This window comes from Paenibacillus sp. NPDC057886, assembly GCF_042796655.1.
Classification (GTDB): domain Bacteria; phylum Bacillota; class Bacilli; order Paenibacillales; family Paenibacillaceae; genus Paenibacillus.
In genome coordinates this window covers 522,237-535,688 of sequence record NZ_JBHVMZ010000003.1, presented here as the reverse complement: position 1 = coordinate 535,688, position 13,452 = coordinate 522,237, and the positions used below count along the sequence as shown (strand labels likewise).

At 48.1% G+C, this 13,452-nt stretch carries 8 protein-coding genes; 3 read left to right on the top strand and 5 right to left on the bottom strand.

Going from position 1 to position 13,452, the window contains the following annotated elements:
- Positions 1–53 precede the first annotated feature (53 nt).
- Together alr and ACFVQB_RS12965 are read right to left on the bottom strand one after the other, a co-directional pair.
- Positions 54–1,241 (bottom strand): alanine racemase, encoded by a 1,188-nt coding sequence (gene alr / locus ACFVQB_RS12970; protein ID WP_379439205.1) that lies wholly within the window; start codon positions 1,239–1,241, stop codon positions 54–56.
- 457 nt (positions 1,242–1,698) lie between these two features.
- Positions 1,699–2,901, bottom strand: coding sequence for an outer membrane lipoprotein-sorting protein (locus ACFVQB_RS12965; protein WP_379439203.1), 1,203 nt, complete (start codon positions 2,899–2,901; stop codon positions 1,699–1,701).
- A gap of 295 nt (positions 2,902–3,196) precedes the next feature.
- Here ACFVQB_RS12965 and ACFVQB_RS12960 point away from each other — a divergent pair, with 295 nt between their 5' ends.
- Positions 3,197–4,690: a serine hydrolase gene (locus ACFVQB_RS12960; protein ID WP_379439200.1), complete on the top strand. Its 1,494-nt coding sequence runs from the start codon at positions 3,197–3,199 to the stop codon at positions 4,688–4,690.
- A gap of 43 nt (positions 4,691–4,733) precedes the next feature.
- Here the strand turns inward: ACFVQB_RS12960 and ACFVQB_RS12955 are convergent, their stop codons facing one another.
- Positions 4,734–6,563 (bottom strand): ABC transporter substrate-binding protein, encoded by a 1,830-nt coding sequence (locus tag ACFVQB_RS12955; protein WP_379439197.1) that lies wholly within the window; start codon positions 6,561–6,563, stop codon positions 4,734–4,736.
- 141 nt (positions 6,564–6,704) lie between these two features.
- Here ACFVQB_RS12955 and ACFVQB_RS12950 point away from each other — a divergent pair, with 141 nt between their 5' ends.
- Both ACFVQB_RS12950 and ACFVQB_RS12945 read left to right on the top strand, forming a co-directional pair.
- Positions 6,705–7,955 (top strand): MDR family MFS transporter, encoded by a 1,251-nt coding sequence (locus ACFVQB_RS12950; RefSeq protein WP_379439194.1) that lies wholly within the window; start codon positions 6,705–6,707, stop codon positions 7,953–7,955.
- Between the two features lie 156 nt (positions 7,956–8,111).
- Positions 8,112–10,286, top strand: a complete 2,175-nt coding sequence (locus ACFVQB_RS12945) for a serine hydrolase domain-containing protein (protein WP_379439192.1) — start codon at positions 8,112–8,114, stop codon at positions 10,284–10,286.
- Positions 10,287–10,448: 162 nt separating this feature from the next.
- Here ACFVQB_RS12945 and ACFVQB_RS12940 read toward each other — a convergent pair whose 3' ends face one another.
- Positions 10,449–11,498: a hypothetical protein gene (locus tag ACFVQB_RS12940; protein ID WP_379439189.1), complete on the bottom strand. Its 1,050-nt coding sequence runs from the start codon at positions 11,496–11,498 to the stop codon at positions 10,449–10,451.
- Positions 11,498–13,333, bottom strand: a complete 1,836-nt coding sequence (locus tag ACFVQB_RS12935) for an HSP90 family protein (protein WP_379439186.1) — start codon at positions 13,331–13,333, stop codon at positions 11,498–11,500. The genes ACFVQB_RS12940 and ACFVQB_RS12935 overlap by 1 nt, the downstream gene beginning before the upstream one ends.
- Between the last annotated feature and the right edge of the window lie 119 nt (positions 13,334–13,452).

Below are 13,452 nucleotides of genomic sequence, written 5' to 3'. Positions count from 1 at the left end.
TTTTCCTTCTGTTCTGAAAAAAAGTTTATTGGTAATAGCGTCCAGTCAAGCCATCAGGATGTCAAAAGAGGGTTGATTCTGGCGACTACTGCTCCATTACGGGTATAGACCCGCGGGATTCGGTGCGCCATCATGCAGATCACTTCGTAGTGAATTGTACCGAGCTGAGATGCCACCTCATCTGCAGTTATGACTGCACCTGATTGGTGACCGATGAGAACAACCTCTTCGCCGGCTTGAATTTCTTCTGCTTCTGCTGCAAAAGATTGTAGCGACACCATACACTGATCCATGCAGATCGTACCGACGACGGGAACGCGGCGGCCACGCACAAGTACTTGTGCTTTACCTGACAGCATTCTTGAAAATCCGTCTGCATAGCCGATAGGCAGGGTCGCTATTCGTTCGTTCCCTTGTGTTACATAACGGGTTCCGTAGCTGACACCCCAGTGAGGTGGCAGCGTTTTGACCAGAACCGCCTTCGTCTTCAGTGTCAATACTGGGGACAGCTTCACTACCTGATGATTCACCTCTCCCGAAGGATACAATCCGTACAGACTGATTCCCACACGTACCATATCGTAGGATAACTCCGGCGTATCAATGGTAGCGGCACTGTTCGCCGTATGTATAATCGGGATGACACATCCCTGATCCCGCAGCGCATCAACCACGCCTCGGAACCGTCGATACTGCTCCAGTGTATAGGTCTTGTCTTTTTCATCCGCCTTGGCAAAATGGGTAAACATGCCTTCAAGCATCACCTGCTTCAGCTTGGCTGCTTCCTGAATAAAAGCAACTGCCTCATCGCCAGGCAACAGGCCAAGTCTGCCCATGCCGCTGTCGATTTTGATGTGAACCTTGAGCTTACGAGAGGATGTGCCCGTCTCCAGATGTTGAATGGCTTCGAGTACTTCCTTACTGAACAGCGTAATGGTTACATCATGTTTCCATGCTTCAGCGATGCCTTCTGGCGGCGTGTAGCCCAATACCAGAATCGGAAGGGTAATTCCGTGTTGTCGCAATTCAAGCGCTTCGTCAAGAAAAGCCACACTTAAGTAATCCACGCCAACTCGTTCCAGTTCTCTGGCCGTCTCCACTGCTCCATGCCCATAGGCATTTGCCTTCACACAAGCGAGCAGTTTCATGCCTTGCGGCAATGCTTCGCGGAAAGCGTCTACGTTGTTGCACAAATGATCCAAATTGATTTCCGCTTGGGTCGGCCGATATTGTTCTTGCACGTTAAGTCACCTTCTCTAATCATCTTAATCCGGCTCACGTCAGACTCCATCGTAATGCTCAAGCATGTGACTGTCAAATGAACGGAAGATCTGCAGTCCAAAACACATACAGGAGCGCTATCCCGGAGTCGGGAGCAAACGCGGAATAAGACCTATAAGCCAGACCATGAATGAGATATTTATCTCTCCATAACTTAACTCATCCGCTTATATCGTATTATTTACCCGGTTCCTCCCGCATAGAAGCGTGTTTTGCATTATTGAGTACACTGGACCTAATCCTTGCTATCTTACGCAGGGTCATTGGCTGTTGATACCGAATACCTTCAACTAAAATCACATTCTGCGAAACACTGATATAAAACAGGAACGATGACCTGTATATGCAGCAAAGCACCGGAGAATATCTCCGATGCTTCTTAGCATTCCTTATGTTAGGACGACTATACTTTCCAAATCATTTCCCTGACTCTTCCTGCATTGAGGTTGCAATCTGTACCATCTCGTTATCTGGCAAATCTGCGCTTGTAATCCTGTACTCCACTCCGTCTGACATCCATGTGAGTGTCTGCAACGCATCTCCGCTTATCATTCCGAGGGTGAATCCAAGATCCAGAACACGGGATGGGGCAAGCGATACGGCTCTGTCCTGCGGCCTTGCTTCGAAAATCGTGTAGTTATATGTTCCTTCGTAGCGAAGCATAACCGAATAGTCTCCTGATCCTTCCACGATCTGATCGTCTTTCAGTTTGACTCCTTCCGGTGCATAGGTTGGCTGAATAACCCCGAAGCTATCCGAACCTTCCGGCTCGGCTGATGTCGGTTCCTCCGTGCCTTGCCCGCTCGCTGGATCTTCTGAACCTTGCTGCTCGGCGTTATCGCTCACACCAGTCTGTCCATCAGTAACGGTTCCGCTTGGATTCGATGCAGAACCTTCCTCTGTTGCAGCTTGAGGATTGGTAGTCTCTTTGCCATCCCCAGCAGGAGCCGCGCCTGAGTCAGTACCGGCCTTGCCACCATTTTCAGTAGCAGCAGTCATATTACGCTGCATGTCGAACGCATCTTTCTCAAATTCGGTACCAAATTTGAAACTATCGAACTTCACATCGACCACCACATTGGCATTCGAATCGGATACTTCTACCTGTTTCGGTGCGTAATCGCTTTTGTTCAACCATATTTTCTGTCTGACCAACGCATGTGTATTGTAGTTGGCAGCTACATCGAATACATAGCTTTCCTTCTCATCGGCAAACTGGCGGGTCGAATCACCTGTTATGCTGCGGATCAGCGTCTCGTAGAGGTAAACCTGGCCTTGGTTATCCGGCCAGTTACTCTGGAAACGGAAGCTTTTGTTCTGGCTCGGCGTCAGGACAAATACGCCTTCATCATTGCGCAGTACAATTTGCGTTACATCCTTTTTGGCATTCGTTAACGCGATACGATAATACGAAGGCTTTTGATGCCATACCTCGACCTTGTACTGCTGCGGCGTATCTCCGGTATGCAGCGTCATAACGCCTGCCCCCTGATAACTTTCCATTTCTCCTACGACTTCGTTCAGATCTTTGACCACGGCTGCCGCATCCTTCTTCCCGCAGGCGGCAAGTAAGGTCGATAAGACCAATACCATGGCAAGCATCCATGATATTCGGCGCATGACATCATCCCCTTTAGCACATGTTTTCACTTCAGGATTGTGCGTACAGCAGAACCCCTACTTGATTAGTACATGTTATGAGGGACTTGTTCGATATATGCGGACTAGTTTGACAAGCATTCCATCGTCCAGTACCGCAACACCCTATTTGGTAAAAAAATCAGTCTCGGGTAGGATGTAAAATCCAACCAGATTCTTCATAGTAAATACAGATAACAACTCAATCAAAGTAATTACATACCCATATGATGTAGCTTAATTGATGTACAACTCTATTTTAAATTGGAGGAAAATAATGAACACAACCTATCATCACTCATTGCTAAATGGATTGGATGATTTTGTGGAAGAGCAGCTTCAACGATGGAAAGGAGTAGGTGTGTCGGTAGCAGTTATCCACAAGAATGAAGTCATTTTGCAAAAAGGATACGGTTATCGCGATCTGGAGTCCAAGCTTGAAGTCACACCCCATACACTATTCGCGATCGGTTCAAGTACCAAAGCCTTCACAGCATCGACCGCTGCCCTGCTCGTCGATCAGGACATTCTGAAGTGGGACACGCCTGTTAGAACGTATTTGAAAGACTTCAAAATGTTCGATCCGGTAGCCACAGAACGCCTGACCATCCGCGATATGCTCTGTCATCGCTCCGGACTTCCAAGGCACGAGATGGTATGGTACAACTCATCACGGAGCAGAGAAGAACTCGTAAAAGCGCTTCAGTATCTGGAGCCTAATGAGGACTTTCGGAACAAGTGGCAATATCAGAACCTGATGTATATGGCCGCTGGTTATCTGGTGGGTCAACTCAAAGGAACTTCATGGGAGAATGTTGTCCAGGAGTCCCTGTTTAACCCACTCGGGATGAATTCAAGTGTCTTTTCTGTCGATGAGATGCAGAATCAACCTGACTTCGCTTTCCCTTATATGAATCAAAACGGAGAGAGAACCCGAATACCTTTTCGAAAAATAGATGCCGTAGGGCCTGCTGGCTCCATTAACAGCAATCTGGTCGATATGATCGCCTGGGTGCAATTTCAGTTGAATCAAGGGCAACAGGGTGGGAAACAGCTGATTTCCAAAGAACAGTTGGCTGTTACACACAGCCCGCAAATGGCTAGTGATTCACCATTCCACAGCAAAGAGCTGCCTGTTAGCACGTATGGTCTGGGTTGGATGATTGATTCTTATCGCGGACACGCCATGATTCATCACGGCGGGGCAATCGATGGATTCGCTTCACAGGTCGCCTTTTTACCGGAGGAACAGATCGGTGTTGTAGTCCTTTGCAATACCAATGGGAGCATACTTCCCTACACGATTTCTTTTAACGTTATTGATCGTTTGCTTGAATTGGAACCTGTAGATTGGAGCGGGAGATTAGCCAAATTAATGACTGGAGACTCAACTGATTCCGAAGTAGCAACAGACACTATAGAAACACCAACTACTTCAGAAACCTCTGTTGAGGAAAAACCAGTGAAAACCCAGGTTCATCCCCATGATCGTCCTATACATGCGTATGCGGGAAGCTATATCCATCCAGGTTACGGCGAAATCGTTATTCAACAGTCGAATGATGGGTTACAGGCCACATTGAATGCCATTGAAATGCCTATGGAATACACTGGAAAAGATACTTTTTCCGTGGAACTTATCCTGTTTGGCTTGAAAATCACTTTTACGTTTAAGACAGATAAACAAGATACCATAAGCTCTCTATCGATCCCGTTGTTGCTCGAACCGGGCACGAATCCAATCGAATTTATAAAGACACCTTCAGTATAAAAGCATCCCCCACCGGCCTATCCCATTGTAGTGACTACACCCTTTACCACAATGGGATATATGCTGGGTAACTCGCAGTATCTTCTTCTACATTCGGACTTCTCTTCACCCACAATCGACGCAGATCAGGCATACCGAATGCTACGACATGATAATCCTGAAGTGATGCGTGGTGTGCATGTTCTTCTCTGAAGCTGTATGTAGGTAGAAGCAAAGCCTCTTGAATGAGCAGTTCTTCCAACCTCATTAGCGTGTGCAACCGCTCAGCACTATCCTGAATCATAACAACGCGTCTGCATTCGCGTTCCAGCTCGCTTTTTCGTTGGTTATCCATTGCCATAAGGAACAACGTATTCTGGAACGTATACATCGTTAGTAGACTCAGCGTCACATGCTCATCGAACACTTCACCCGTGTAAATCACATCATAAGAGGCGAATTCATCATGGTATATGGCATTTACCGGATTACCTGGCGTAACACTCACTTTCAGTCCAATAAGCTCACAACGCTGTGCGAACCAGGCCATGTCTGTCTCCATTTTCTCGCCTTCCTCTACCCACACATTGATGATCTGGCCTGCGTAGCTACTTCGTTGTAACAGCTCTGAAGCTCTTATGAGAGAAGAGTCAGCAGAGAGGGCTGTTGGCTTCGATTCTATTCGTTCAAGCATCTGCTTTTCCTTGGACTTGTCCCGAACCAGACTGTATGCAGCCTGTACACCTGTGTGTGCCAATGCTTCCATCATCTCCTGTGGATCCATCAGTTGCTGAACAGCCTGGCGAAAGTATAAATCCTGCTGTGGGCCTTCTTTTCGCATATTAAAAGTCATATACACGCCGCCCTGAACCTCATACTGAATCGAGCGAGCCTGTCCGTCTGGAAACAAGTCCTGTTTGATCACCGACTCTACTAAACCCGTCTGGGGAAGCTGCCATATTTCAACCCGATCAATAAAAGCCCGCCCCCTGAAATAGGAAGGGAACACCTCCAGCACAAGCAGCTTGGGATGATTACGTGTCAATCGGTAAGGCCCCGTACCAATCGGATGCATCGGGTCAAGTTCCACATCACGGGGCAAAATGGATGCATTCATGCTGCTCATCAGATCCGGGAACATAAAGTTGGGAAACCGCAACACAAAGCGCACCGTTAGCTCGTCGAACGTATCTATGCGATGAATGGAGCCAAACAGTGACCTGCAAGGGTTCTCCTGATCGGAAATAATCCGTTCAAACGTATATCTTACGTCCTCTGCATCAAGTATCCTGCCATGGTGAAAGAGTATGCCTTTGTGCAAATAAAAGGTCCACTCTGTTCCCTCTGGGTTGCTCTCCCATGCAACGGCAAGACTCGATTCACAGACTTGGCGTTCAGCGTTGTACTGCACCAAGCGATCAAATACCTCCGCAACAATTCCAACTTCTCCCCACATGTAAGCCCGGGTCGGGTCCAATGTCTCGAAGGCAGTCTCCTGCGGAATACGCAGCGTATCGACTCTTCCTCGAGCGCCTTGATCGGAACGCAGACCGAACTGTCCTTGCAATCCTTGCATCAATATTTCTCGCATCGAGAACGGCATCGTTGAAGCCAGCATATAGGCCTCTTCCAGCTTGTTGCCTTGCAACAGTCGGTCAAATCGTTCCTGAACAGCCTGTAACAGAGGATGGCAAAAAACGAGCACCGATGTCTTCCCTCTGCCGCGTTGTGGATTCCATCTGATCCAGCCATGATCTATAAATTTGTTCATAATCAGATTCATATTGCGCATCGTACAACATAAATGATTTGCCAGCTCACCAATCGTTGTATGGATTTCTTCCTCTTCGTCCACGTTCGGAAAGGCCATACGCAGCTGAATATAATGATCCATGACCTCCACAACCATCCCTGCCTTTCCTTCTCCTGATTAAAATACGAAATTGACCTGTACGTTTCTACAGTTTTTCTTCAGGTTTTCCTCCATTATACTCAGGTACATCGACAACACCAGCGGGAAGGAAGAAAACTGTACATGAAATATACTGATTTGCATCGCAACATCAAGATTCGTATCATTACTGATTTTTTTACGGATCTAACTCAGAAATCCATCATTCCTTTTATGGCGATTTATCTGAGTGTCCAGATTGGTGCAGGCTGGGCAGGTATGCTGTTAACCGTTAATATTGTAGCCTCCATGATCGTTGGCCTGGGCGCAGGGTACTGGTCTGACCGAGTCGGGCGTAAGAAACTGATGGTCATCGCCCAAAGCATGCAGGTGTTCGCCCTGTTCTGGCTGGCTGCCGCCAACTCCCCATGGATGGACTCCGTTCCTTTAACTTGTGCCATGTTTCTGCTTAGCAGCATTAGTTCGGGTATCACCGGACCCATTGCCAATGCCATGATTGTAGACGTGAGCAGTGAACATGAACGTCAGTATGTCTATGGGCTGCAATATTGGACCACCAACGCTGCCGTTACGATCGGTGCATTGATGGGAGGGTTATTATTCGAATCCTTTCGCTTCATTTTGTTCAGTCTGGTATGCATGGAGAGCCTGGTTACACTATTTATTCTCTTGTTCTATATTCATGAAACAATGGATAAGAAATACTTCTTTCACCTTGGTACCCCTATAAATAGGAATATATTGAAAACTTATAGCGGTGTATTTAGAGACAAACGTTTTATGGTGTTTTTCACCGCAACGGTGCTGGCTGTCTCTCTGGAATTCCAAATGGATAAATACATCGCCGTTCGTCTGAAAAGTGAATTCAATGCCCAACTGTTCAGTTGGGAAATCTCAGGTCTGCAGATGTTCAGTCTGATCATGGCGATTAACACTGTACTCGTCGTAATCATGGCCATTCCATTCACCAAATGGATGGGGCGTTTCCAATCCAGATTTATCATGACCGTCGGCATGTGTCTGTACACTACTGGTTTTGCCGTGCTCGCTTTCAGCAATTGGGCCTGGCTGCTTATTACATCCGCTGTACTGCTAACCATCGGTGAGCTCATGTATGCGCCTGTCCGTCAGGTTATGCTTGCTGGCATGATTCCTGACTCCGACCGTGCTGCATATATGGCTGCAGACGGCATGAGTTATAACGCGGCCGCTCTACTGGGTAGTCTTGGCCTAACGATTGGGGCCGTTCTGCCTTCGTATGCAATGGCAGGCCTGTATGTATTAATGGGGATCGGTGCTCTCGTATTTTTCCGGCAGTCGCTTCAGCCATCAACGGGTCAAAGTGAACCACAACCCTGTGCAGACGCCTCCTAAATTTTGTGATTCTCTATGCTGTATTTCTCTCCTGGTAGTTGTGAGTTCTATTGGGAATGTATATCACAATCTACTATCTTGAAACCTATCGGGCCAGTAATCAGTAATAAACAGGAGAGTTCCTTTTACAAAATTTTCTTTTGAAGGAGTGTTTACATGCATTTATCCAATCGAAGCACCCGCTTCAGGCTCACCTCCCTAACGGGGGCGTTCATGGCTTTTGTCCTATCCCTCAGTCTATGGGCACCCGCCGTGCAGGCGGAGACTGCACCTGCTGCGGTCAATGAAAAAGGGAAAGTAACAGCGCTGACAACGGAGTCCGCAACAGCCTTTCTGGATACATTTTTTGATTCCGCCGAAGCGAAGGCCCAATATGTAGGTGCTTCCGTAGTCGTTGTCAAAGATGGTAAAGTCTTGGCAGAGAAAGGGTATGGATATTCCGATCTGGAGAGCAAAGAGCCCGTTGATCCGAAAAATACCACCTTTCGCATCGCCTCGGTCTCCAAAACATTCACATCAGCCGCTGTCATGCAGCTTGTGGAGCAAGGCAAGGTGGATTTGAAGGCTGATTTCCAGACCTATGTGAAAGGACTGGAGTTCGATAATCCTTTTGACAAACCTGTAACGGTAGAGAATCTGCTCACACACACCACCGGATTCGAGATTCGCGACCCGCAGCAGGAAGACATCCACGATGACTTTGACAAAAGCGTATCGATGGAGGATTATGCCAAGTTACATATGCCACCTGTCGTTCGGGAACCTGGTAGCGCCTACATGTACGACAACTTCTCCTTCCTGCTGCTTGGCATGATTGTGGAGAATGTGAGCGGAGAGCCGTTTGAAACGTATATGCAGCAGCATATCTTCAAACCTCTGGGTATGGATAACAGCAGTTTCATGCTGAACGGCAAGTTCAAAAACCAACTTGCAACAGCCTATGATGCGGGCCATAATCCACTAGACCTGTACACCCTTTCCCCAACACCTATGCCTCAAGGCGGCATGCTCTCAACGGCAGAGGATATCGGAAATTTCATGATCGCTTTCCTGAATGATGGTGTGAAGGATAACGAACGGATTTGGAAAGAATCTACGGTAAAAAGCATGGAACAATACCGTTCTTCCATTCATCCGCTGCTACCAAATACCACGTATGGATTTGAAGCTGCTTTTCAGCTTCCGGGTGCAGGCAGCAGTTCCAAAATTATTACCAAAGCTGGCGACCTGATCGGATTCAGCTCTTATCTATTCCTTATTCCTGAGCAAAATACAGGTGTCTTCCTTACCTACAACCAGACGGGAGCACTTCGCAATTTCTTCTACCCGGCCTTTATCCAGACGTTCTTCCCGCAATATGCGGAGCCGGTCAAGTTCAATGAATATACGCCTCAATCTGCGGATGAGCTGCAACGCTTCGCTGGGCTTTACGCGGACCTGCGACTGAGCACAATTGTCAGCTCACTGAAAGATGGCGGCAAAGAACCCGGACAATTAAGCATTTCCGACGTCTTCCTTGGCCCACGTACCCTAATTCAGGTTGAAGAGAACCTCTTCAAGGATGAGTTAACAGGCCAGTTCACGGCGTTCAAGGAAAATGCTGATGGAGCCATCTATATGAAAGAACCTTATCTCAATCCGTTCGGATATGAGAAAAAAGGACAGAAACCCCAAGGCTTCCGTGATGTCCGGGCGAATAGTCCTTATGCTGAAGCGATCTATGGATTACAATCGCTTGGATACTATACCAATGATGCAAGTGAAGCTTTTCAACCCAAAAATGCCGTTACACGGGCTGAATTCATTGAGGATGTGCTTAAAATGAGCGGGCTGAAAGCCAGCAAAACGACGCCACCTGCGGATACCGACTGGGCAACACACCCTGCAGCCGGTTACATTCAGCTAGGTTATGAATCCGGCATGATCACGGGTGCAGATGAGAAACAATTCAAGCCGGATCAGGTCATTACCCGTCAGGAAGCCATGGTGATGATCTGGAGAACTCTCCAGCTGCAATATCCGAACGAACTGTTCGAGGATGTGAAGCTGGCCGGGCAGACAGATGCCTGGGCTGTGCCTGCAATCCAGATGATGGTTAAGCTAGGCATCCACGGTCCTGAAGTGAAGGTGCTGGAGGATGGATCCGTTGATTTCCTCTCCCGTAAACCACTGATTCGCCAGGAAGAAGCAGCAATTATGTATCAGCTGTTTACACAGCCAACCGACAAGATCGTAGCTGATCTGATGACAAAGCAGCCACAATCGGAAACTTCCTCAGACGAGGAACCTGCCGAAGATACAACCGCGCCTGCAACCGTGACTCCTGAATAACCGGAATACCAACCTTATATTCACGGTATAAAAACGATAAACAGGCTTGTTCGAAGGAAGATAACTCTCCTTCTGAACAAGCCTGTTTTGGTTAGCGTGGTGATCTTTAGGAGTAGCGTAGGATGATACTCAAGAGGTCTTCGCAAGTTATGGATTAAGTACCTAGCTCAACATGGAAGAGACATGTTGATTGCCATTCCGCTGGTCATATTTGTCTGCGGCTGATTTGGCATACGCCGCAAAATAATCGGCCAGTTTATGCAAATCTCCCGGATCTCCTTCATAGGGGAATGAAGCCGGAAGCCGTAATCGGTATTCTGGAGATTCATCAGCCCAGTGGCGTAACAGTTGTGCTGCTCTGGCATAGAACATCATTTTGGCAAACGGATCTTCATGATCCATCGCGAGCACCAGACTTTCTTCCAGTACATCAATGCCCTTCGCCGGGTTCGTGCGTGCAAGGTAATCCATCTGCTCGGCAAAGCTCTGCACAAAATCATTATGTCCTTTGATCATGCGATAGCCTTTGGCCTGATGTTTGTCAGCTTCATCAATTTTGCCAAGCCGGTATAGTGGCATCAAAATCTCCGATAAGGTCAGGTGCGGAATCTCAGCACAACTCATCCGCCCTTTCAAAATGGGCTTCGCTGCTTCCAGTACCTTCTCATCCTCACCTACCAGTATCCAGTAGCGCATAATCTCGTCCTGCTCACAGGCTTCACAATCACTCATAAAGTCACGGTCCATACTTCTGAACTTCGTATAGCTGGTACCGGCCTCCTCCAGCTCGCCAAGATCCATGGATATGCGGAACCGATAATACCAATACGAACGCTCGCTGTACCCAAATGATTTGAAGCGACGTCCAAAGTCTTCCAGCAGCTCCATCATTTTATCGCGAGACACTTCCGGGAAGCTGGATAACTCGCCCAAAATCCATTTATACGACCACATTAATGTTTCTTCGTCATAACGTTCTGGCTGTTGATCAAACTTGCCCAGCTGCCAGGAAAACGCAATCAGTGCTTTCATCGGATAACCGCAGAATGTCGCAGTCTCCACGATCTCTGACCGAGCTTCGTACGCTTCCTCCTCCATGCCGTTCACATCGGCGACTCTTGCTGCTTCCTCCAGCATGCCCAGCTTCGCTGTTCCATTAGGCAGGCCATAGGCCTCATCCATCAAATCCTCAAAATCCATTTCGGTCTTCATCAGGCATCCCCCTTACGATCTGTATTCGCACGCAAACCCCAATCAATAAAACGAACGATGCCCTGATTCAGCACCTCAAGCTCCTGCCGATTCATCGCATAATGCCCCATCATCAACGCGTTGACATATAACATCTCAATGGCAATCGGAGTCATTTGGGCATCCGGTGAAGTCAGGACCCGCTGAATAATTGGATTGCTGATGTTCAGATACAGAGTCGAATAACCTGCGGAACTAATGCCGGATGACAATGATCCGAGGACGGAGGAGAATAATTCTGTACTCTCCTCACTTGCTTTTTCCAATGCACGCAGCGTGGAAGACTCCTGCGAGAGCGTGAACAGCACCGGCAAATCGACTGGCTTGAAGCCCTTGACCTCTGCACGGCAGCGGAAACGTTGCAAAGCAGAGTCCGCAAGGCGCAAGGCATCGTAATACTGGTTCCGTTCAGCTGGTGGCACGTCGGTGAAACTCATGGATACCTCGTCCGGCTGCAACCGCTGCGTCTGAACATGTTGCACCGCCAATGGCAGCATGGCCATCAAATCGCTGTCGTAGATGTATCCACCGTTAATGACCAGCATCGATTGGGCTGACGCGACATGATGAATCTGACGATACTCATCCACCGTGGTAGTGAAGTACAACGTCTCTCCTTCACTTATCAACTCGCCCAGTTCCCGATGACCACGGGTGCTTTCAAACGGAAGCCAGCGGTGAATCATCGCGTAGAACTCCTGATCCTGCACAGCCAGTGCCTTCATCGACAGCGCATGCAGGCGAATCAGCTTTTGCAGTCGCTCCGTTTGGTTCTCAGCCATGTCAGCAAGTCCTTGACGAAGGGCATCGCCAAGTTCGGAGCGAACTTCTTCCAGCTTTTCATTTTCATAAAAATGTTCCCGGGAAGCCGTCGGTTGAAGCTCGTCTGTCCAGATCAGGCATTTCACGAAGAACGCCCAATCCGGCAAAATATTCTCCGCTTTCTCCGAGATCAGCATTCGCTTCAGATACACCCTATGGGGACGCTTGGCATTCAGATTAACGGCATGTGGCAGCACAAAAGCAATGCCTCCTGTACGGCCAGAAGCCGTTGTCAGTGGAATGTAATCCTGAAACTTCTCTCCAAGTAATCGTTCACCAAAAGCCAACACTTCCGCTCTGCGTCCACGTGCGAGTTCGGGCTCCATTAACCAGATTGGTGACTGGCTATTGACGATATGTTGAACACCGTCACTATGCAGGATGACTGGATAAGGCAGCAGCGCTCCATAATAGAACAAGGCTTCTTTCACATATTCCGTTTCAAAATAATGGGCTGCATCCGGCGTACAGCGAAGATATACTTTTGTTCCCGGAGACAACTGTGTCTCCAATTGCCGAATCGTATAGGTGCCATCAGGCTTACCCCGCCATTCCATCGAAGGTCCACCCTTCGCGGATTGCGTCAGCATGACGATTTCATGACTCACCATGAAACAGGACAATAATCCGATCCCGAATCGCCCGATAAACGAAGTCTCTCCATCCAGCAACGCCTGCTGACCACGCTTCGACGATTGACCTATCATCGCCAGAAACTCATGGATATCGGCTTCCGTCAAGCCAATGCCGTTGTCCTCCACCATCATGGTCAACTGCTCGCCAGTTCCAGTCAGTTCTACGCGTACTTCACCCTGAAATCCCGGTTCCGTCTCTGTTCGAGCTGTAATGGCATCCGTCGCATTTTGCATTAATTCACGTAAAAACACTTTGGGGCTGCTGTATAGATGGTTCGATAAAATCTGGATCATACCGCTCAAGTTCACCTGAAAGCGATACTCATTGGATGCTGTCATTTCGCTCACCTTCCTCTGGGTCAAACACATCGGATGCTTTCTAATGGAAGTGTTCATATGATGTGTTAGACGAATTAGTTATGTAATTACAAGAAATGAGGCGTTCCATTGGATGGATG